Origin of the sequence: Streptomyces sp. NPDC005722 (assembly GCF_040630935.1) — a bacterium.
Classification (GTDB): domain Bacteria; phylum Actinomycetota; class Actinomycetes; order Streptomycetales; family Streptomycetaceae; genus Actinacidiphila.
The window spans coordinates 17,469-38,078 of the sequence record NZ_JBEXYN010000057.1 but is presented as its reverse complement, the minus strand read 5'-3'; the positions used below and the strand labels follow the sequence as shown (position 1 = coordinate 38,078).

At 73.7% G+C, this 20,610-nt stretch carries 20 protein-coding genes; 6 read left to right on the top strand and 14 right to left on the bottom strand.

The genetic code is table 11. The features are described 5' to 3' along the window. Window positions 1–50 precede the first annotated feature (50 nt). The 9 genes from hpnD to ABZ479_RS37190 all read right to left on the bottom strand — a co-directional run bounded on the left by hpnD (window position 51) and on the right by ABZ479_RS37190 (window position 9,534). Window positions 51–959 (bottom strand): presqualene diphosphate synthase HpnD, encoded by a 909-nt coding sequence (gene hpnD, locus ABZ479_RS37230; RefSeq protein WP_500465688.1) that lies wholly within the window; start codon window positions 957–959, stop codon window positions 51–53. A 26-nt stretch (window positions 960–985) separates the two neighbouring features. Continuing rightward, window positions 986–1,915: a squalene synthase HpnC gene (gene hpnC, locus ABZ479_RS37225; protein ID WP_500465687.1), complete on the bottom strand. Its 930-nt coding sequence runs from the start codon at window positions 1,913–1,915 to the stop codon at window positions 986–988. A gap of 598 nt (window positions 1,916–2,513) precedes the next feature. After that, window positions 2,514–3,308, bottom strand: a complete 795-nt coding sequence (locus ABZ479_RS37220) for an ABC transporter ATP-binding protein (protein ID WP_500465686.1) — start codon at window positions 3,306–3,308, stop codon at window positions 2,514–2,516. Further along, the gene (locus ABZ479_RS37215) at window positions 3,301–4,224 is read right to left on the bottom strand and encodes an ABC transporter permease (protein ID WP_500465685.1); all 924 of its coding nucleotides are present in this window, start codon (window positions 4,222–4,224) and stop codon (window positions 3,301–3,303) included. The genes ABZ479_RS37220 and ABZ479_RS37215 overlap by 8 nt, the downstream gene beginning before the upstream one ends. Window positions 4,225–4,298: 74 nt before the next feature. Next, window positions 4,299–5,144 (bottom strand): glycosyltransferase family 2 protein, encoded by an 846-nt coding sequence (locus tag ABZ479_RS37210; RefSeq protein WP_500465697.1) that lies wholly within the window; start codon window positions 5,142–5,144, stop codon window positions 4,299–4,301. Window positions 5,145–5,197: 53 nt separating this feature from the next. Further along, a complete protein-coding gene (locus ABZ479_RS37205) occupies window positions 5,198–5,983 on the bottom strand; it encodes a CDP-alcohol phosphatidyltransferase family protein (protein WP_500465684.1) in 786 nt (261 codons plus the stop codon). Further along, complete coding sequence (locus ABZ479_RS37200; protein ID WP_500465683.1) at window positions 5,961–7,022, bottom strand: iron-containing alcohol dehydrogenase family protein; 1,062 nt, start codon at window positions 7,020–7,022, stop codon at window positions 5,961–5,963. Before ABZ479_RS37200 ends, ABZ479_RS37205 begins: the two co-directional genes overlap by 23 nt. Beyond that, window positions 7,010–7,759: a phosphocholine cytidylyltransferase family protein gene (locus ABZ479_RS37195; protein WP_500465682.1), complete on the bottom strand. Its 750-nt coding sequence runs from the start codon at window positions 7,757–7,759 to the stop codon at window positions 7,010–7,012. The genes ABZ479_RS37200 and ABZ479_RS37195 overlap by 13 nt, the downstream gene beginning before the upstream one ends. Then, window positions 7,756–9,534 carry a DUF5941 domain-containing protein gene (locus tag ABZ479_RS37190; protein WP_500465696.1) on the bottom strand — a complete coding sequence of 593 codons (1,779 nt, stop codon included), beginning with the start codon at window positions 9,532–9,534 and terminating at the stop codon, window positions 7,756–7,758. Before ABZ479_RS37190 ends, ABZ479_RS37195 begins: the two co-directional genes overlap by 4 nt. Window positions 9,535–10,469: 935 nt before the next feature. Here ABZ479_RS37190 and galE point away from each other — a divergent pair. The 3 genes from galE (at window position 10,470) to idi (ending at window position 13,301) form a co-directional block, all read left to right on the top strand. Next, window positions 10,470–11,456 carry a UDP-glucose 4-epimerase GalE gene (gene galE / locus ABZ479_RS37185; RefSeq protein ID WP_500465681.1) on the top strand — a complete coding sequence of 329 codons (987 nt, stop codon included), beginning with the start codon at window positions 10,470–10,472 and terminating at the stop codon, window positions 11,454–11,456. A gap of 174 nt (window positions 11,457–11,630) precedes the next feature. Further along, window positions 11,631–12,581, top strand: a complete 951-nt coding sequence (locus ABZ479_RS37180; RefSeq protein ID WP_500465680.1) for a cation diffusion facilitator family transporter — start codon at window positions 11,631–11,633, stop codon at window positions 12,579–12,581. A 111-nt stretch (window positions 12,582–12,692) separates the two neighbouring features. After that, on the top strand, window positions 12,693–13,301 hold the full coding sequence (gene idi, locus ABZ479_RS37175) for an isopentenyl-diphosphate Delta-isomerase (RefSeq protein ID WP_499604273.1): 609 nt from the start codon (window positions 12,693–12,695) through the stop codon (window positions 13,299–13,301). A 32-nt stretch (window positions 13,302–13,333) separates the two neighbouring features. Here the strand turns inward: idi and ABZ479_RS37170 are convergent, their stop codons facing one another. Then, a complete protein-coding gene (locus ABZ479_RS37170) occupies window positions 13,334–13,825 on the bottom strand; it encodes an ATP-binding protein (RefSeq protein ID WP_499604271.1) in 492 nt (163 codons plus the stop codon). A gap of 211 nt (window positions 13,826–14,036) precedes the next feature. Then, the gene (locus ABZ479_RS37165) at window positions 14,037–14,645 is read right to left on the bottom strand and encodes an HdeD family acid-resistance protein (protein WP_499604269.1); all 609 of its coding nucleotides are present in this window, start codon (window positions 14,643–14,645) and stop codon (window positions 14,037–14,039) included. A 152-nt stretch (window positions 14,646–14,797) separates the two neighbouring features. Here ABZ479_RS37165 and ABZ479_RS37160 point away from each other — a divergent pair, with 152 nt between their 5' ends. Beyond that, window positions 14,798–15,577, top strand: coding sequence for an enoyl-CoA hydratase/isomerase family protein (locus ABZ479_RS37160; protein WP_500465679.1), 780 nt, complete (start codon window positions 14,798–14,800; stop codon window positions 15,575–15,577). A gap of 293 nt (window positions 15,578–15,870) precedes the next feature. Here ABZ479_RS37160 and ABZ479_RS37155 read toward each other — a convergent pair whose 3' ends face one another. Further along, a complete protein-coding gene (locus tag ABZ479_RS37155) occupies window positions 15,871–16,527 on the bottom strand; it encodes a pyridoxamine 5'-phosphate oxidase family protein (RefSeq protein WP_500465678.1) in 657 nt (218 codons plus the stop codon). Between the two features lie 194 nt (window positions 16,528–16,721). On the opposite strand from ABZ479_RS37155, the gene ABZ479_RS37150 reads away from it, so the two are divergent. Continuing rightward, entirely contained in the window at window positions 16,722–17,603 is an 882-nt protein-coding gene (locus tag ABZ479_RS37150) for an SCO6745 family protein (RefSeq protein WP_500465677.1), read from the top strand. Between the two features lie 77 nt (window positions 17,604–17,680). Here the strand turns inward: ABZ479_RS37150 and ABZ479_RS37145 are convergent, their stop codons facing one another. Continuing rightward, window positions 17,681–18,580, bottom strand: a complete 900-nt coding sequence (locus tag ABZ479_RS37145) for an EamA family transporter (protein WP_500465676.1) — start codon at window positions 18,578–18,580, stop codon at window positions 17,681–17,683. Between the two features lie 118 nt (window positions 18,581–18,698). Between ABZ479_RS37145 and ABZ479_RS37140 the strand changes: the two genes are divergently transcribed. Beyond that, complete coding sequence (locus ABZ479_RS37140; protein WP_500465675.1) at window positions 18,699–19,619, top strand: LysR family transcriptional regulator; 921 nt, start codon at window positions 18,699–18,701, stop codon at window positions 19,617–19,619. Window positions 19,620–19,654: 35 nt separating this feature from the next. Here ABZ479_RS37140 and ABZ479_RS37135 read toward each other — a convergent pair whose 3' ends face one another. Continuing rightward, window positions 19,655–20,575 carry a DMT family transporter gene (locus tag ABZ479_RS37135; protein ID WP_500465674.1) on the bottom strand — a complete coding sequence of 307 codons (921 nt, stop codon included), beginning with the start codon at window positions 20,573–20,575 and terminating at the stop codon, window positions 19,655–19,657. Between the last annotated feature and the right edge of the window lie 35 nt (window positions 20,576–20,610).

Sequence of the window (20,610 nt, the reverse complement as noted above, 5' to 3'; positions counted from 1 at the left end):
GGTGCTTTTGCCGGTGCGGGCGAAGGGGCCCGCGGCCGGTGGAGCGGGTGTCACGCGCGCCCCCTGGCGGCACGACGGGCGTCGAGACCGGCGAGGCCGCGCGCCGCGACGTACGCCTTCTGGTGACCGGGCAGCGACACCCGGCCGCGGAGCACGGCCTCGGGGTCGGCGGCGATGCGCTCCAGGAGGCGGCGGTAGATGCCGGCCATGGCGGAGACGCAGGCACCGCTGCGGCGGTCCAGCATGGGCAGCAGCCGGTACCCCTCGGCGAACAGGGCGCGGGCCCGCTTCACCTCGTACTCGATCAGGCCCGCGAAGTCGGACCCGGGCGGCGGGGTGTCGGTGAGGAAGCCGCCGGAACAGCCGAACTTCGCGAGGTCGTCGGCGGGCAGGTAGGTGCGCCCGTTGGCGGCGTCCTCGCGCAGGTCCCGCAGGATGTTGGTGAGTTGCAGGGCGAGACCCAGGGTGTCCGCGTACTCCGCCGCGCGCTCCCGGCCGGGCGCGCCGGGCAGGGTGCCGAAGACGCCGAGCGAGAGCCGGCCGATGGCGCCGGCGACGCAGCGGCAGTACGACGCGAGGTCGTCCCACGTCTCGTAGGTGTCGCCGCGCAGGTCCATCTGGACGCCGTCGATCAGCTCGTCGAGCCCGCCGAGCGGGAGCGGGAAGCGGCGGGCGGCGTCGGTGAGCGCGACGGCCACCGGGTCGGTGTCGTCCTCGGTGACCGCGCCCTCCTGTACCCGGGCGAGCAGGGCCCGGGTGCCGTCCAGCCGCTGCTGCTTCTCGGGGAGGTCGAGGTCGCCGTCGCCGATGTCGTCCACCCGCCGGGAGAAGGCGTAGAGGGCGGACATGGCCTGCCTCTTGGGGGTGGGTAGGAGCCGGATGCCGTAGGCGAAGTTCCGGGCCTCGTGGCCGGTGACGACCTCGCAGTAGCGGTAGGCCGCGAGCACGGGTCCGGACATGCGATCGGAGCCGTTCACAGTCCGGCTCACCCCTCTCTTCGCAATGTCGACCCCACCTCGCGCAGCAGGCTCAACCTGCCCGCCTTCGGCGGCCCGGGCAGCACGTCGTACCCCGCGTCCGCGATCGCCCGCAGGGCGGCGCGGCCTCCTCCGGCGAACCCGGCGAGCAACAGCCTGAGCCTGCCGTGGACGCTACCCACCAAGGGGGTGCCTTCATTCAGGAGGTCTCGGGCGCGTTCCGCTTCGTACGCAACCAGTGCGCGCACCTGTGCGCCCGCGGTCGCGGCGGTGAGATCGGTTTCGGTGACGCCGAAGCGCTTCATGTCCTCGGCGGGCAGGTAGATACGGTCGCGGCCGAGGTCCTCGGCCACGTCCTGGAGGTGTTCGACGATCTGCAGCGCGGTGCAGATCGCGTCCGAGCGGCGGATCCGCTCGGGGGTCGCGGTTCCGGTGATGCCGAGCACGAGCCGGCCGACCGGGTTCGCCGAGAGCTCGCAGTAGGCGAGCAGGTCCGCGTAGGTGGCGTAGCGGCGGACGGTCTGGTCCTGGCGGTTGGCCTCGACGAGGCCGAGGAAGGGGGCCGGCGTCAGGCCGTGGCGCCGGACGGTCGGCACCAGCGCCCGCAGCAGCGGGTGGCGGATGTCGTCGGGACCGGCGTCGAAGACCCGGCGCAGGTCCGCCTCGAAGGCGTCGAGCATGGCGAGGCGGTCCCCGGCGGCCTCCGCCGGCAGTCCCAGGCGTACGGCGTCCGTGCGGCCGCCGTCAGCGAGGTCCCCGTCGCCGATGTCGTCGACGAGCCGGGCGAAGCCGTAGACCGCCATCAGGTCGGCGCGCCAGGAGCGGGGCAGGAAGAAGGGGGCGACGGGGAAGTTCTCGCGGGCCGCCTTGTCGAGGACGGCACGTGAATGGGGGTCCGGCACCGTGACCGCCCGCGCCTCGGGCTTGAGACCGGTCACCGTGGACGTCCCGGTGTGCGGGCGGTGGGTGCTTTCTCCCCAGGGGTCCACAGAGCCATTTCCGTCACATCCCCCGTTCTACACCGATAGCCCATTACACCCAATTTCGGACACGCCGCTCCTATAATTCCTGCTCCGGGCTGTCCCTGCACTCGAACCGACTCTCCGGACGTATCGCACGAGATCTGGCGATTGAGTACCGCTACAGCTTACGGCGCGGACCCGCTCCGGCGTGCGCCGGGGGGCGGACCGATGTGGATCCGAAAGCAGCAACGCACAAACCGCGGGTTCCCGTCCCCGGTGTCTCGCAAAATCCCGGGAAAATCATCAGCCCCATTCGCCCCGCGAACCGTGCGCCGCGGATGCGCCGGGCGCGCGCCCACTCACTTGGCGTATCCGCGGGGAGCCCGGACGGCGTCCCGGCGCATGGCGACCGGGACGGAGCGGGGGGCGCAGCCGAACGCCGCGCGGGGAGGGGAGAGTTCGCGGGACCTCGGGACCCGCCGCGGCGTACCTGGGCGCCCGGCGGTCGCGTTCCCCGGCCCCGGACGTGCGCCGGCCCGCGCTCCCGGGTGGGGGCGCGGGCCGGCCCGCGGGGTCACTTCGCGGTGAACTCCTCGTACGCCTTCAGGACGACGCCCGTGGGGCCGTCCATGCGCAGCTCGCCCTTCTCCAGCCACAGCACGCGGTCGCAGGTGTCGCGGATCGACTTGTTGTTGTGGCTGACCAGGAAGACCGTGCCGGCCTCCTTGCGCAGCTCGCGGATCCGCGCCTCGGAGCGCTTCTGGAAGGAGCGGTCACCGGTGGCGAGCGCCTCGTCGATCATCAGGACGTCGTGGCTCTTGGCCGCGGCGATCGAGAAGCGCAGGCGCGCCGCCATGCCGGAGGAGTACGTCCGCATCGGGAGCGAGATGAAGTCGCCCTTCTCGTTGATCCCGGAGAACTCGACGATCTGCTCGTAGCGCTCCCGCACCTCGTCCTGCGACATGCCCATCGCGAGGCCGCCGAGGATGATGTTGCGCTCGCCGGTCAGGTCGTTCATCAGGGCGGCGTTCACACCCAGCAGCGAGGGCTGGCCCTCGGTGAAGACCCTGCCGCTCTCTGCGGGCAGCAGGCCGGCGATGGCACGCAGCATGGTCGACTTGCCCGAGCCGTTGGAGCCGATGAGCCCGATCGCCTCGCCGCGGTATGCGGTGAAGCTGACGCCGCGCACGGCGTGCACCTTGCGGACGTTCGGATTGCCGCCCTTACGGGTGACCAGCCGGGACAGGGCGCCGACGGCGCTGCCCTTGCCCGAGCCGGCGCCGTGCACCCGGTACACGATGTGCAGGTCGTCCACGATCACGGTGGGGATGCGCTCGCCGCCCACGGCGGTGTCGTCGTGCTCAGCCACGGCCGTACCGCTCCTCTGCCTTCCAGAAGTACACGAAGCCCCCGACGCCCATGACCACGGCCCAGCCCAGCGCCAGCGCCCACACGTGCGGGGGCAGCTGCTCGGAGGTGAAGCTGTCGATCAGCGCGAAGCGCATCAGGTCGATGTAGACCGCCGCCGGGTTGACGTCCAGGAAGATCTTGACCGGGGCCGGTGCGTGCGCCGCGAAGTGGCTGATGCTGTACATGACACCGGAGGCGTACATCCAGGTCCGCAGGATGAACGGCATCAGCTGCGCGAGGTCGGTCATCTTGCTGCCGAGCCGCGCCATCACCAGCGCCAGGCCCGCGTTGAAGACGCACTGCAGGACGAGCGCGGGCACCACCAGCACCCACGACGGCCCCGGCACCTCGCCGGTCATCAGCACGATCGCCAGCAGCACGAACATCGACATCAGCAACTGCTGCAACTGCACCAGGGTGAAGGCGATCGGCAGGCTCGCGCGCGGGAAGTGCAGCGCGCGGATCAGCCCGAGGTTGCCCGAGACCGCGCGCACCCCCGCGAGCACCGAGGACTGGGTGAAGGTGAAGATGAAGACGCCCGTGACCAGGAAGGCGATGAAGTTGTCGACGCCCCGGTCGGTGCCCAGCAGCAGACCGAAGATGAAGTAGTAGACGGCCGCGTTGAGCAGCGGCGTCAGCACCTGCCAGAGCTGGCCCAGCCGGGCCTGGGTGTACTGTGCCGACACGCGGGCCCGGGCGAACGCCGCGATGAAGTGACGGCGGCTCCACAGCTGCCGTACGTACTCGACGAGGCCCGGCCGTGCGCCGCTGACGGACAGGCCGTACCTGGCCGCCAGCTCGGACGGCGAGGGACCGCCGCCCGCCGGGGGCACTGCGCCCACGGCGACCGCACCGTCGTGCGTTGTCTCGCTCACAGTTGACACTTTCGTCCTCTTGGTGCGCCACGGGCCGGGGCCCGTGGCGCGGGGTCACTCTTCGTCCGAGCTTGTCAGATGATCGGGGGCCGGCCCAGTCGGGCGAGACGCCACACGGTCCGCCACCGCATGGGCCGGCGCGGGCCGCTCGAGGTCGTCCAGCCCTCCCTGAAACCGCCGAACCACGCTCTGAGCGCGGGGCGCGAGGGCCTGCGCAGGAGGGTCAGCAGCAACCACACGCCGAGGTAGACGGGGACCAGGGCCCACGGGAGGTTGCGGCGGGCCAGCCACACCCGGTTGCGGGCCACCATGCGGTGGTAGACCGCGTGCCGGGAGGGGGCGGTCAGCGGGTGGAACAGCACCATGTCGGCGCGGTAGTCGATCATCCAGCCCGCGTCGAGGGCCCGCCACGCGAGGTCGGTCTCCTCGTGGGCGTAGAAGAACTCGTCGGGCAGGCCGCCGACCTCCCGGAAGACCTCCGTGCGCACCGCGTTGGCGCCGCCGAGGAAGGTGGTGACGCGTGAGGAGCGCAGGGGGTCGGAGGCCCGCAGCCGGGGGACGTGGCGGCGCTGGGTGGTCCCTGAGTCCGGGTCGGCGATCCGGAAGCTGACGATGCCGAGCGCGGGGTCCGCGGCGAAGGCCTGGCGGACCAGCTCCCCGGTGTCCTCGTTCGGCAGCAACCCGTCGTCGTCCAGGAAGAGCAGGACGTCCACCTCGCTGCCGCCGGGGCCGAAGGCCTCGATGCCGACGTTGCGGCCGCCGGGGATGCCCAGGTTCTCGGGCAGCTCGACGGACCGCACCCCGGCGGGCAGCTCGGGCAGCGGCGAACCGTTGCCGACCACGGCGACCTCGATCGCCGGGCCGCGCTGCTTGGCGACCGAGTCCAGCAGGTCGCGCAGCTCCTCGGGGCGGTTGCCCATGGTGATGATCACCGCGCCGAGGCGGATCGTTCCGGCCGACGTCCCCACGGCGCTCACCTCAGCCTGCTCGACGCGAGGATCGACACCAGGTGCAGCAGCGTCTGCAGCACAGCGATGGCGGCCAGGAGGCAGACGGCGACACGGGTGAACAGCAGGTCGCCGTGGACGGAGTCCGCGACGCCGGCGGCGAGGATCAGCAGCGAGGCCTCGACGCCGCCCACCAGCCGGTGGAACTTCAGCGCGGCCGCGGCCCTGCGGGCCACCGCCAGGCCGGACGAGCGGGGCACGGAGGCCTCGTCCTGCACGGCGGGCAGGCCGCTGCGGGTGCGGGCCACGTCCACCAGGTCCGTCTCGGCCTTGATCAGGATCGCGCCGAGCGCGGCCAGCGTCCCGAGGAAAGCCCAGCCCCACTGGGTGGTGGCGCCGTCGCGGTGGAAGACGTCGGCCGCGCGCACGCCGAAGCCGACCAGCAGCGCCGCCTCGGACAGGTAGTGCCCCACCCGGTCGAGGTAGACGCCGGTGATCGAGGTCTGCTTGCGCCAGCGCGCGACCTCGCCGTCGACGCAGTCCAGCAGCAGGTACAGCTGGATCAGCAGCGCGCCCGCGACGGCACCGGCGAGGCCCGGCACCAGCAGCGCCGCGCCGGCCGCGATGCCCGCGACGATCATGAGGTACGTGAGCTGGTTGGGGGTCACCCGGCTGTTCACCAGGTGCCGGGTCCAGCGCAGCGAGATCTCGCGCATGTAGATGCGCCCGGCCCAGTGCTCACCGCTGCGACGGTCCTTCAGCCCCGTGGGGTGAACGACCGGCCGCAGCTCAGCTACCGATGGTTTTGGCATAGTCGGCGTATGCGTCCCTGATCTGGTCGTTGGAGAGCCCCAGGTGCTCCAGGATCGTGTAACGCCCGGGGCGGGTCTGCGGAGCGTATGCGACGGCCGTGACGAACTCGGCTTCGGTGAAGCCGATTTCACCCGGCGTGGTGGGCAGCCCGTGGCGGTGCAGGACCTCCGCGAAGAGGCCGGCCTCGTCCTCGGCGCCGCGCAGGAACATGGCGAAGGCTGCACCGATGCCGACCTGCTCGCCGTGGGCGGCGGCCCGCTTGGGGTACAGCAGGTCGATCGCGTGGCTGATCTCGTGGCACGCCCCGGATGCGGGGCGGCTGTCGCCGCTGATCGACATCGCGATGCCGGTGAGCACCAGCGCCTCGGACAGCACGGTCAGGAACTCGTCCTCCCCCGTACCGCCGGGGTGCCGGAGCACCGACTCGCCGGCGGTGCGCGCCATGGCGGCCGCCAGTCCGTCGATCGGCTCCCCGGTCTCGCGGTGGGACAGCTCCCAGTCGGCGATCGCCGAGATGTTGGACAGGGCGTCGCCGATGCCGGAGCGCACGTAGCGCACCGGGGCCTCGCGGATCACGTCGAGGTCGATGACGAGCCCGATCGGGGTCGGCACGCCGTAGGAGCCGCGGCCGTTGTCGTTGTCCAGGGTGGACACCGGCGAGCAGATGCCGTCGTGCGACAGGTTCGTCGCCACGGCCACCAGCGGCAGGCCGACGCGCGCGGCGGCGTACTTGGCGGCGTCGATGATCTTGCCGCCGCCGAGCCCGACCACCGCGTCGTAGCGGCTGCCGCGCATGGCGTCGGCGAGCTTCACGGCACCGTCGATGGTGCCGCCGGCCACCTCGTACCAGTCCGCGCCCGGCAGCGCCGGGGCGAGCCGCTCGCGCAGCACGGCCCCGGAGCCGCCGCTTACCGCGATGGCGAGCCTGCCGGAGCTGGAGATGCGCTGGTCGGCGAGTACGCCCGCCAGGTCGTCCAGGGCTCCGGCACGGATGTCGACGACGACCGGCGAGGGGATGAGCCTCGTCAGTACCGGCACGCGATCTCCCGGGCCCGGTTCAGGTCGTCGTGGTTGTCGATCTCGACCCAGGAGACCTCGCCGATGGGGGCGATGTCGACCTGGAAGCCGCGGTTGACCAGCTCCTGGTAGCCGTCCTCGTAGTACAGCTGCGGGTCGCGCTCGAAGGTCGTCTTCAGCGCGTCGGCCAGGTCGGCGGCGGCCTCGGCCTCGATGAGGGTGACGCCGATGTACTCGCCGGTGGCGGACGCCGGGTCCATCAGCTTGGTGATCCGCTGGAGGCCCTTGCCGTCCGCGGTGATGACCTTCATCTCCTCGTCGGCGAGCTGCTTGACCGTGTCGAGGGCGAGGATGATGCGCTGCCCGTCACCGCGGGCGGCGAGCAGGGTCTTCTCCACGGAGACCGGGTGCACGGTGTCGCCGTTGGCGAGGATGACGCCTTCCTTGATGACGTCACGGGCGCACCACAGGGAGTAGGCGTTGTTCCACTCCTCGGCCTTGTCGTTCTCGACGAGGTGGAGCTTGAGCCCGTACTTGGCCTCCAGCGCGGCCTGCCGCTCGTAGACGGCCTCCTTGCGGTAGCCGACGACGATGGCGGCCTCGGTCAGGCCGACCTCCGCGAAGTTGCCCAGGGTGAGGTCCAGGACGGTGGTGGTCCCCTCACCCGCCGGGTCCACCGGCACCAGGGCCTTCGGCAAGGTGTCGGTGTAGGGGCGCAGTCGCCGTCCGGCGCCGGCCGCCAGCACGAGGCCGATCATGCAGGTCCTCCAGTTTCGTCGTGTACAGCGGGTGCTTGCGAGGACACCCAGAAGCCAATGCTTTCGGTGAGCACCACCACCGCCAGCGCGACGGCGAGAACCGTCAGCGCGACCGTGAAACCCGTGTCGTGCGCCAGGGCCGCGGCCGCCGCGGTGACCAGCAGTGTCCGGCCTTCGTGACCGCCGGCCGCGCGGACCAGACGCCTCGGGGGCGCCCCGGCCCCGCCGCGGATGCGGTACACCGTGTCGTAGTGATGGTAGGCGACCGCGGCCACCAGCCCGAAAGCCGCAGGCAAGGCTCCGTTCACATCGGAGACCGCCGCGAGCACCAGGATGGTGGTGTATTCGGCCGCGCGGAAGACCGGCGGCACGATCCAGTCGAGGGCTCCCTTGAGCGGCCGCGAGACGGCGAGCGCCGACGTCACGGCGTAGCAGCAGGCGGCGGCCACCGGCCACGCGCTGCCGGCCGGGGCCAGCAGGGACGTGGCGATCATCACTGCCGCGCCCAGCAGCGCGGCCGCGGGGACGCCGCGGCCCCGGAAGAGCCGGGTCAGGCCCTCGGCGAGCGGCCCGGTGTCGGCGAGGTCGGCCAGCGCCCGGGCGGCGGCGGCGCCCGAGGGCGTCCTGCGACGCGCGGAGCGCAGCACGCGGCCCACCGTGGTGTAGCAGGCGGCGAGCCCCGAGGCGACGATGAGCACGGCGAGGGTGATGCGCGGCGTGGTCACCGCCGTGAGTACCGCGATCAGCGCCCAGCGCTCGCCGATGGGCAGCACGATCATGCGGCGCAGCCACACCGTCCAGCCGACGCGGTCGAGCTTACGGGAGAGCACCGCGGCGCCGGCCTGCGCGTCGTGGTCGGCCTCGGCGAAGGCGAAGTCCACGACATGGCGGCAGGTCTGCAGCACCATGGCGCCAAGCGCCAGCGCCCAGACGTCGTCGCCGCCGCGGGCCGCGCCGAGGGCGAGGCCCGCGTAGTAGGCGTACTCCTTGGCGCGGTCGAAGGTGGCGTCCAGCCATGCGCCGAGCGTGGAGTACTGCAGCGAGTAGCGGGCCAGCTGGCCGTCGGTGCAGTCCAGGACGAAGGAGGTCAGCAGCAGCGCGCCCGCGGCGACGAAGCCCGGCCGGGTCCCGGTGGCCGCGCAGCCGGCCGCGATCAGGGCCACCAGCAGCGAGGCGGTGGTCACCTGGTTCGGGGTGAGCCCGCGGCGGGCGCACCAGCGCGCGATGTAGCGGGAGTAGGGGCTGATGAAGAAGGTGGTGAAGAAGCCGTCGCGGGACTTCACCGCGCTGCGCAGCCGCACCGCCTCGTCGTCGACGGCGGCGACGGCCGCCGCCGCGGCGGCGCGACCTGGGGCGTCGGCCGGGACGGTCGCGACGAGGACACCGAGCTCGGGACGGTGGACGGGCACGCCGTCCTTGTCCATGCGGGCGGCGAGCCGGTCGGCGAGGGTCTCGCCCTCACCCCCCTCGTCCCCGTTCCCGTTCTCCGCGACGGCCCGCACCAGGGCGGCGCGGGCGGCGGGGCGCACCGAGACGGCACCGGGCAGGGCGGAGGCGTCGAAGCGGGGGTCGGTCAGCCCGAGGCGCAGTGCGTGCACGTGCCCGACGAAGCGCGGGTCGACCACGGCGACGGGCTCGGCCGCGGGGACGGCCCGGAGGCGGCCGGCGAGCGAGGCGGCGTCCTCCGCGGTGACGACCTCGAAGCCGAGCTGCCGCAGGTCGCCCTCGATCGGCGACGACGCGACCCGCGGACCGGTGAGGATGGCGGTCGACAGAAGGACTCATCTCCCTGGACGTGCGTGTGTGCCCGGCGCCTTCCGGGGACGCCGCCGCACGGGTTCGTGACGCACCGCGCGGGGCTGTGTCGGCAGAGGCTATCGGATTCCCGGAAGGCTCCGTTCACCGGCCGTTTCCCCTGCGGTGGGCCACCGGGCGTGATCATCATCGCCGATCGCGGAGGCCCCGACAACGCCCGCTACGCCTCGTATGCGGGGCGTCACGGTGGGTGTCCGTGCCCCGGTCTCCCTCCAGCCTGGAGGGAGCCGCCCGGGGCTTCCGTCGGCCGCGTGCCCTGCCCCGGGGTCCCGCTGACCCTCCCAGCTGACGCCGCGTGCGGCCCGCCCGCTCGGCGGCCGACTACGGCGACGACGCGGACGGCCCCGGCACGAGCCCCACCCGGCGGCTCGCCACCGCCCCCGGTCCTGCGCCTGGAAGCGCGACACCTCCCCCGGGTCCAGCCCCGGCGGCAGCCCAAAGGAGCGGGTCCGCACTCCCGCCGAAGCAGAGCGGCTTCGGGGCGCGCAGAGCCTCCCCTGAGGCGCTGCCGCCGGCGACCGCCCGGAACCAGCACCCCACTGCGGGCCGCTCGGCGAACGCCCACGGCGCCGACGCGGACGGCCCCGGCACGAGCCCCACCTGATCGCTCGACACCGCCCGGGTCTTGCGCCCGGAGCGCGACAGCTCCCCGGGCCGAGGCCCCGGCAGGAGCCCAAGGAAGCGGGTCCGCAATCGCGCCGACGCGGAGGGGTTTCGGGGTGCGCAGCGCAGGGCCTCCTCCCCCCGCAGCGCTGCCGCCGAGCGGCACGTCGCCGGTGACCGGCACCCCGGCGCGCGGGCGGCCCGGCACCGCAGGGAGCCGGGGCGTCGGGTACCGGCCAGGGGGAGGCCCGAGGGGGATGGGGCCGCCGGCGGAGCCACTAGGGTGGCGGCCATGACTTGGTTGATCACCGGCGGGGCCGGCTTCATCGGATCTCACGTGGTGCGGGCGATGAGCAGCGCGGGCGAGCGCGTGGTCGTGCTCGACGACGGCTCGGCCGGTGTGCCGGCCAGGGTGCCCGCGGACGTCCCGGTGGTGACCGGTTCCGTGCTGGACCGGGCCGTGCTGGACGAGGCGATCGCCGCGCACGGGGTCACGGGTGTCGTGCACCTGGCCGCCCGGAAGCAGGTCGGCGAGTCGGTGGAGCAGCCGCTGCGCTACTACCGGGAGAACCTCGGCGGCCTCGGGACGCTGCTGGAGGCGGTGGCGGAGGCCGGCATCGGCCGCTTCGTCTTCTCCTCCTCCGCCGCCGTGTACGGCCTGCCCGACGTGCCGTTGGTGACGGAGTCCACGCCGTGCCTGCCGATCAGCCCGTACGGCGAGACCAAGCTGGCCGGCGAGTGGCTGGTCCGGGCGGCCGGGCGGGCGCACGGGATCTCCACCGCGTGCCTGCGCTACTTCAACGTCGCGGGGGCGGCCGAGCCCCGGCTGGCCGACACCGGGGTGTTCAACATCGTCCCGATGGTCTTCGACAGGCTGACCCGCGGCGGGGCCCCGCAGATCTTCGGGGACGACTACCCCACCCCCGACGGCACGTGCGTGCGGGACTACATCCACGTCGAGGACCTCGCCGACGCCCACCTCGCGGCGGCCCGCTGGGTCGGTGAGCGGGACGGCGCCGCCGACCTGACGGTGAACATCGGACGCGGCGAGGGCGTCTCCGTCCGGGAGCTGATCGACGTCGTCCTGGAGGTCACCGGCCGCAAGGACGTCGAGCCGGTGATCCTGCCGCGGCGCGCGGGCGACCCGGCGAGCGTGGTCGCCTCGTCCGAGCTGATCCGCCGGGAGCTGGGCTGGACGGCGAGCCGCGGGGTCCGCGAGATGGTCGAGTCGGCGTGGGACGGCTGGTGCCTGAACCACCCGGAGGCGCGGGGCGCCTGACCACCGGCGTTCCCCCGCGGCCGTGACGCGGTCCATCGCCGCAGGTCATCACGGCCGACGGCGGTCACCCGTCGGCGAGTTGCCCACGGACGGTGACCGTTGTTCACTGGGCTCGCCGGTCTCCGCGCGCGGGCACGCCGTCGCGCGGAGGGCGTCGGACGGGAGTGTCGGGCGATGGGCGCAGGGCACGCGCACGGCCACGGCCACCCGCACGGGCCGCGGTCGGCGACCACGGGCACGGCGGCCGCCGCGTACCGCGGGCGGCTGCGCACGGCCCTCGGCATCACCCTGCTCGTCCTGGTGGCGGAGGTCGCGGGCAGCGCGCTCACCGGTTCGCTGGCCCTGCTCGCCGACGCCGGGCACATGGCGACCGACGCGGCGGGCCTGGCGATGGCGCTGGTGGCCATCCACTTCGCCAACCGTCCGCCGAGCGAGCGCCGCACCTTCGGTCTGGCGCGCGCCGAGATCCTGTCGGCCGTGGCCAATGCGGTGCTGCTGTTCGGCGTGGGCGCCTTCATCTTCTACGAGGCGGTCCGCCGGCTGATCACGCCCACCGAGGTCGAGGGCGGGCTGACCGTCGTCTTCGGTGCGGTCGGCCTGGTGGCGAACTCGGTGTCCCTGGTGCTGCTGATGGGCGGGCAGCGCGAGAGCCTGAACGTGCGGGGCGCCTTCCTGGAGGTCGCGGCGGACGCGCTGGGCTCGCTGGCCGTGGTCGTGGCGGCGCTGGTGATCCTGGCCACGGGCTGGCAGCGGGCGGACCCGGTGGCCTCGATCCTGATCGGTCTGATGATCGTCCCGCGGACGTGGCGGCTGCTGCGCGAGGCGATCGACGTCCTGCTGGAGGCGGCGCCCAAGGACGTGGACATGGCCGACGTGCGCGCGCACATCCTGGCGCTGCCCGGGGTGGCGGGGCTGCACGACCTGCACGTGTGGACGATCACCTCCGGGATGCCGGTGCTCTCCGCCCACGTCGTGGTCAGCCGGGACGTCCTGGACGCGGTCGGCCACGAGAAGATGCTGCACGACCTGCAGAGCTGCCTCGGCACCCACTTCGACGTGAAGCACTGCACCTTCCAGCTGGAGCCGGTGGGACACGCGGAGCACGAGGCGCGGCTGTGCCACTGAGGGCACGCCACGGCCGCGACGAAGTGTCACCATACGACAACTCGCTGCAACCGCACCGTGCGTCCCCGCGTGAGGCAAACTGAGGTCTTGTCGTCGAAGCAAAGGATGGCCATGCCCACGAGCCCCGCCGCCGACCGGCCCCGCACCCCCGCCGCGGACCCCTCCTCCAACGGTGCCCCGGCACCGATCCTCCTCGAGCTGGTCGACGAGACCGGTGCGACGATCGGCACCGCGGAGAAGCTGTCGGCACACCTGCCGCCGGGGCGGCTCCATAGGGCGTTCTCGGTCTTCCTCTTCGACGGTGAGGGCAGGCTGCTGCTGCAGCGCCGGGCGGCCGGGAAGTACCACTCCCCCGGGGTCTGGTCGAACACCTGCTGCGGCCACCCCTACCCGGGTGAGGCGCCCTTCGTCGCCGCCGCGCGCCGCACCGCCGAGGAGCTCGGCGTGGCGCCCGCGCTGATGCGGGAGGCCGGTACGGTCCGCTACAACCACCCGGACCCCGCGTCGGGCCTGGTCGAGCAGGAGTACAACCACCTCTTCGTCGGCCTGGTGACCGCGCCGCTGGACCCGGACCCGGAGGAGATCGGCGAGACCGCGTTCGTGTCGCCCGCCGGGCTCGCCGCGCTCCGCGCCGAAGGGCCGTTCTCGGCCTGGTTCCCGACCGTGCTCGACGCCGCGCTGCCCGCGGTCCGCGAGCTGACGGGCGACGCGGGCTGGTAGTCCCGCCCGCGCCGGCCGCGCCGGCCGTGCGGTCAGTGCACCAGGCCGGGCGGCAGCGGGAGCGCGGCCCAGATGACCTTGCCGCCGGTCGTCGTCTGCTGGACGTCGCACATCCCGCCCGCCTCCGCGGTGACCGTCTTGACCAGCAGCAGGCCGCGCCCGCCGGTGTCGGCGTCGTCGACCTGGAGGGCCTTGGGCCGGTACGGGTGGTTGTCCTCGACCGCCACCCGTACCCAGTCCACGCCCGCGGCGAACTCCACCGCGATCTCCGGCGAGAGCAGCGCGGCGTGCCGCACCGCGTTGGTGACCAGCTCGGAGACGATCAGCAGCAGGCCGTGCAGCAGTTCCTCGGTGACCGGCACGCCCTGGCGGACGATCAGCTCCCGTACGGCGTGCCGGGCCTGCGGCACGGAGGAGTCCAGTGCGGGGGCGGTGAAGCGCCACACGCCCTCGTACGGGCGCGGGACATCCGGCGCCACCGGGGGCACCGGATCGGGGGGCGGGACGCTCCCGCGTACGTCCATGGCGGTCTTCACCCTCGCATTCGCGCGATGCACCCCGCGGTCCCCACGGGCCGCCCACGGCGGCGGCGGGGTCCGCCTCACGGATCGAGTGTCGGCAGGTGGAGGGCCCACCCCGAGCCGCTGACCGTAAATCCGCATCTTTCGACCACGTCCGACCCGGGACGACCGGACGTGTCGAACCGGTGAACCCTCCTGATCCGGCCGTTCCGGTTCACTGACGCGTCAGCGGGGCGTCCCGGGCATCGGCGACCATGCCGACGATCCGCCGGCCGCCGAGACCGGCGCCGAGCAGTCCGAGCCCGTCGAAGAGCAGCGCCAGTGAGAAGAAGGCGCCGATGACGTAGACGCTGCTGTCCGGCCAGTCGGCGAGGACCAGGATCGCCAGCAGGATGCCGACGGCGCCCTGGATGAGCGTCCAGACCATGTGCGGCCCGCGCACCACCATGCCGCCGAAGAGCCGGAAGATCCCGCCGGTCAGGAAGAGCAGCGCGGCGAACATGGTGAGGGCGGCCGCCGTCTGTTCGGGATTGCGGATCACGACGACCCCGGCGGCGATGTAGAGGGCCGCGACGACCAGGGCGAGCCAGAAGAAGTTGCTGTTGCGGTTCTGCACCGCCTGCACCAGGCCGACGACGCCGCCGACCAGCAGCAGCCAGCCGAAGAGCAGCATCGAGGTGATGGTCGCGAAGCCCACGTAGCACAGCCCGACCAGGCCGCCCACGACCAGGACCGCCCCGAGGGCGGCGACCCAGCCGAAACTGCGCTTGATCCCGGCCTCCGGGGGCTCCGGATGCCTCTTCCGTCCCTTGAACGGTGCCATGGCCGCCGCCTCCTTGCGCTCGTCGGGAGCCAGTCGGGAGCTACAGCTCGTATACCCGATTTGCCGTGGCACGGACCGGGATAGGATCCCCGTCCGGCGGCCTCCGCGATCTCCGCCGCCGGCCGGACGACGACGAGATGAGGGATGCGGGCATGTCCGAGCCGTCCGGACCCGGCCTGGTGGTGCGCACGGTGGGCGCCACCGCCACGGTGACCATCAGCCACCCGGCCAAGCGCAACGCGATGACGGTGGCGATGTGGCGGGAGCTTCCCGCCCTGCTCGACGGCCTCGCGGCGGACCCGGCCGTGCGCGTCCTGGTGCTCACCGGGGCCGGTGACACCTTCTGCGCCGGCGCCGACATCTCCGACCTGCGCGACCCGGCGAGTGGTTCCGGCGCGGCGCAGAGCGCGGCCGTGGGCGCGGAGGAGGCCCTCGCGGCGTTCCCCAAGCCGACGCTGGCCGCGATCCGCGGCTCCTGCGTGGGCGGCGGCTGCCAGCTCGCGGCCGCCTGCGACCTGCGGTTCGCCGCGGAGGGGGCGCGCTTCGGGGTCACCCCGGCACGGCTGGGCATCGTCTACCCGGCGTCCTCCACGCGGCGGCTGGTCGGCCTGGTGGGACCGTCGACGGCGAAGCACCTGCTGTTCTCCGCGGAGCTGATCGACCACGAACGGGCGCTGCGGACCGGGCTGGTGGACGAGGTGCTGGCGGAGGACGCGCTGGACAAGCGCGTCGAGGAGTTCGCGGGGGTGCTGGCCTCCCGTTCGCTGCTGACGCAGGCGGCGGCCAAGGAGTTCACCGCGCCGGAACCCGACCCGGGGCGGGTCGCCCACTGGGCCCGCCAAGCGGAGCGCAGTGAGGAGGCGGCCGAGGGCGTGGCGGCGTTCCTGGAACGCCGCGAGCCGCGCTTCACCTGGACGGTGGGACGCGGCTGAACGCGCCCCGGTGACGCCGGCTCAACGACTCGACACGTGCCCTCCGGGTGTCAGGACCGGTAGCGCATGGCGCGACCGCCGAGCCGCTCCACGACCACCCGCGGGTGGGGCCGACCCGGCTGCCGCGCTGATTGCCCTGGTTCGCCCGGGCCATCGCGTCGTCGTGGACGACGAAGAGCCGTGGGAACCGGCCGATGCGCCGCCTGCGCCGCCGACGAGGACGGTCTCCCGGAGCCGGCGGTGGACATCTGGGACGTCCGACGGCACAGGCCGGGGTCACGGGCTGACGTGGGTCAGCTGCCGGGACCCGGGCCGGTGGGGTCCGACAGGTGTGGAGGCAGGGGTACGCCCGGGCGCAGGGCCGGGTCGGGGACGGGGGTGCCCCGGGTGGTGGTGAGGGGCAGGACGCCCGCCCACACGGGCAGTGCGGCGTCGGGCCCGTCGCCGTCGTCGGGCGGGCCCGTGCGGAGCTTGACCGAGGCCTCGTCGGTGGCCAGCGCGAGCAGGGTCGTCGCGGCGAGTTCGCGACGGTCCGGCCGGCGGGCGTGGTCCCACTGCCCGGGGGCGCACTGCTCGGTCAGCACGCGCAGTCCGTGCAGCTTCTCCTCGGGGTCGGTGACGGTGCGGGGCGTGCCGAGGACCATCGCGCTGCGGTAGTTGACCCCGTGCTCGAAGACGGAACGGGCCAGGACCAGACCGTCGACGTGGGTCACGGTGACGCACACCGAGGCGCCCGGGGCCTGGCGCAGACTGCGGCTCGCCACGGAGCCGTGCAGGTAGAGGGTGCCCGCGGCGGCGTCGTACCCGTAGACGGTGGGCAGGGCCAGCGGCGTGCCGTCGACGACGACGGCGAGGTGGCAGACGAAGCCCGCGGCCAGCACGGCGTCCAGGTCGTCACGGGCGACGCTGCCCTGCTCGCGGAGCCGGCGGTGTCGGGTGCGGTCGGTCACGCGGAGGGTGCGGTCGGGGGCTGGCACGGGCGGGCCTCCGGGGGTCGTGGCTACTGGGCGCCGAGGCTAGCCATCTCGGCATCCCGCCGCCATGCTTTCCGCGGAATCGGTGGCCGCGGCCGTCCGGGCGACGGATTCGGTGTTTCACGGACCCGGGCCTCGGCGACATGCCGACCGGTCGGTAACCTGCTGTCATGACCGCCACCGTCCCCGCCCCCGCGCTGGAACCGCACGCGGGCCGGCGCTGCCACAACAGCCTCAACCCCCTGCACTCGGTCGTGTACTTCTCGCCCGAGTACGACCGTGAGCTCACGGCACTCGGCCTGGAGCGCGGCGCCATGGCCTACTTCGCCGGGCGGGCCGCCCCGCTGGGCGCCGTCGCGGCGGGGACGGTCACCGCCACCTTCTACAACTTCAACCACGCGATCATCGCCCCGGTCATCCCGCGCGCCTGGGACGTCGCGTCCCCGGAGGCGGTCCTCGAGGCCCGGCTGCGCGTCGCGGACGCCGTCCTGACGCGGCTGCTGGGGCCGGAGGTCATCGCCTCCGCCGACCTCGCCGACGCCGCGCGCCTGGCGCTGCGGGCCACCGAGGCCTGCACGCGCGAGGCCAGGCCGCTGTACGCCGCGAACGCGGACCTGATCGTGCCGGAGCCGCCGCACCTGACGCTGTGGCACGCCGCCACCCTGCTGCGGGAGCACCGGGGCGACGGGCACCTCGCCGCCCTGGCCGCGGCCGGCCTGAACGGACTGGAAGCCCTGGTGACCCACACCGCCACCGGCAAGGGCTTCAGCCCCGGCTTCGTGCAGCGCAGCCGCGGCTGGTCCGCCGAGGACTGGGCCGCGGCCCAGGACGGGCTCCGCGAGCGGGGCCTCCTCGACGCGGCGGGCGAGCTGACGGACCGCGGCGTCGAACTGCGCCGCGAGATCGAGGGCGTGACCGACCACCTCGACCGCGCCCCCTACGAGCACCTCGGCGCCGCCGCGGTCGACCGCCTCACCTCGCTCGCCGGCGCCCTCACCCACCGCGTCCTGGGCAACGGCGGCTTCCCCCTGCAGCACTTCGGCAAGGGCTGACGGCACGGCGCACCCCGAGCCTGGGCGCCGTGGAGGCTGTCGACGGGCGGTGTCGACACATCGACACAACACCGGGATCAGGGCGCGGGGGCCGCCGGGGCGGGGTCGGGGTCGGGTGTCCCGCTGCGGGTGACCTCGCGGGCGGGGTGGTCCGCCCGGCGTTTCTCGCCCCGGGCGGCGCCGATCCCGGCGACGACGACCAGGGCCGTCCCCGCCGCCTGCAGACCGCTGGGGACCTGCGAGACCAGCACCATCGCGGCGAGCAGACTGACCGCGGGTTCCATGCCCGCGAGGGTTCCGTAGGCGGTCGTGCCGATCCGCTGGAGGGCCTTCATCTCCAGCAGGAAGGGCACCAGCGGCATCAGGACGGCGATGCCCGCGACCGCCGCCACGACCGGCCACGTGGCGCCCGACACCACGCCAGGCGCGCCGAAGGGCGCGGTGAACACCGTGGCGACGCCGAGGGAGACGGCGAGGCCGTGCTGCGCCGGGAAGCGGCTTCCGACGTGCTGGGTGCCGATCACGTACAGCGCCCAGCACCCGCCTGAGGCGACGCCGAAGAGGACGCCCGCCACATCGGCGCCGCCCTGCCACGGGGAGGTGAGGCACAGGACGCCGACCGCCGCGAGCAGCAGCCAGGCGAGTTCGCGGCGCTGCCGCAGCGAGGCGACGGCGACGGCCAGCGGCCCGAGGAACTCCAGGGCGGTCGCGGTGCCCAGGGGGATGCGTGCGGCGGCCTCCGAGAAGAGCAGCATCATGGCGCCGCTGACCGCGCCGAGCAGGACGACCGCCGCCAGGTCGCGGCGAGGTGCGGCACGCAGCGCGGGCCAGAGCGAGCGGCCGGTGAAGGCGAGCAGCAGCAGCGCGGCGAAGCCGACGCGCAGCCACGTGGTGCCGGCCGGGCCGATGTCGTCGAAGAGCTCCGTCGTCAGGGCGCTGCCGGTGTGCAGCACGGTCATCGCGGCCAGGATCAGCACGGCACCAGGTATGCGGTGCGACGTAAAAGTATGCGGCGGGAACACGGCACCCATTGGATACGGCGCCGGTTGTTTCTGTCCACGAGTCATTGGCGGACGCATTGTTTACGATCGGTGGATGATCGAGACGTCCGGCCAGCTCCCCGACCTCGGCAGGCTGCGCCTGCTGGTGGAGCTGAGCCGCCTGGGCACCATGGCGGCCGTCGCCGAGCGCACCGGGTACGGCACCTCGGCGGTCTCCAAGCACCTCGCCGTCCTGGAGCAGGAGGTCGGCACCCGGCTGCTCACCCCGGTCGGCCGCCGTGTGCGGCTGACGCCGGCGGGCGAGCGCCTGGTCGCGCACGCCGTGGGGATCCTCGCGGCGGTCGAGGAGGCGCGGGCCGAGCTGCGCGGGGAGTCCGGCCCGGCCGGCCGGGTGCGGCTGGCGAGCTTCGTCAGCGCCGTCGAGCCCACGGTCGTGCCCGCGCTCGGGCGGCTGCGCGCGGAGCACCCGCGCGTCGAGGTGCAGTTGTACGAGCACGAGCCGGAGCAGACCCTCGCGCTGCTGCTCTCCGGGGACGTCGACCTCGGCATCGTCTACGACTACAGCCTGGTGCCGCGCCCGGTGCCGGACGGCCTCGGCGCCCGGCAGTTCGCCACGCAGCCGATGGTGCTGCTGCTTCCGGACGGGCACCCCGGCGACCCGGGACCGGGCGGGCCGGTGCCGCTGTCGGGGCTGGGCAGGCTGTCCGGGGCGGGGTGGATCACCAACTCGCGCGGCAGCGACGACGACGAGCTGGTGCAGCGGGTGTGCGCGATGGCCGGCTTCACCCCGCGGATCGTCCACCGGGTCGACAGCCTGCACCTGGTCAACCTGCTCACCGGAGCGGGGCTCGGCGTGGCGCTGCTCGCCGAGTCGGGGGTGGAACGGCAGCGCGACGACGTGGTGACCCGGCCGCTGGACCCGCTGGTGGGCACGCGGCGGCACTTCCTGGTGGCGCGTGCCGGTCAGTGGTCGTGGCCCCCCATCGCGACGGTCGCCCGGCTGCTCACGGGGTGAGCGGGCCGGGCGACCGGTGAACGGGGATCAAGGGGTCAGCGGACGACCCTGACGGGTTCCTCGCCGGATCCGCCGGCGGAGCCCGCCGTGTCCTTGCGGGACGTACCGTGCGCGCAGGGCATCGCCGGGTGGCGGCCGAGCAGCACGACGCCCACCGCGATCGCGGCGAGCCCCGCCGCCTCCCAGGCCAGCGCGCCGGGCGTGACGCGTACGCGGTCGCCGAGGAAGCCGACGCCGCAGGCGATACCGGCCAGCGGCTGGGCGGCGGTCAGCGCGGGCAGCGACATGCGCAGCGGGGCCGTCTCGAAGGCGCTCTGCACGAGCATCAGCCCGGTCAGACCCATGACGACGACGGCGTACGGCTGCCAGTGCACGAGGAGCGAGCCGACGCCCTCGTCCTGGGCGACCTGTCCGGAGATCCGGGTCAGGGCGTCCTGGAGGCCGTACAGCAGGCCCGCGGCGAGCGCGAGGACCGTCGCCTCGGGTGACGGGCGCAGCCGCCGTGCGCAGGCGACCAGGAGCAGCGCCAGGCCGACGACGACGCCGACCACCAGCCAGTGGCGCAGCGCCCCCGCGGGTGGCCCGCCGCCGGAGGGACGGCCGGCCACGATGAACGCCGTCACTCCGAGCGCCAGCAGCGCCACGCCCGACCAGCCGTGCCACCCGAGTCTCTGCCCGGTGAGGCGGCGCGAGAGCGCCATCGCGAACAGCAGGTTGGTCGCGGTCAGCGGCTCGACGAGGGAGACCTCGCCCTTGGTGAGCGCGAGTGCGCTGAGCAGCATGCCGCAGATCATCAGGAGGACGCCGAGCAGCCACTGTGGCATCCGCATGAGGTCCAGCAGCAGTCTGAAGGAGAGGAAGTCGGACAGCGGAGCGCGCTGGGCGGCGAGCTGCTGGAGGACGAAGCCGAGCCCCAGACAGCAAGCGGCCCCCACCCCGAGCAGGAATACGGCCACCTCGTCAACCTCCCGGTGTCGCCGACTGGCCCGAC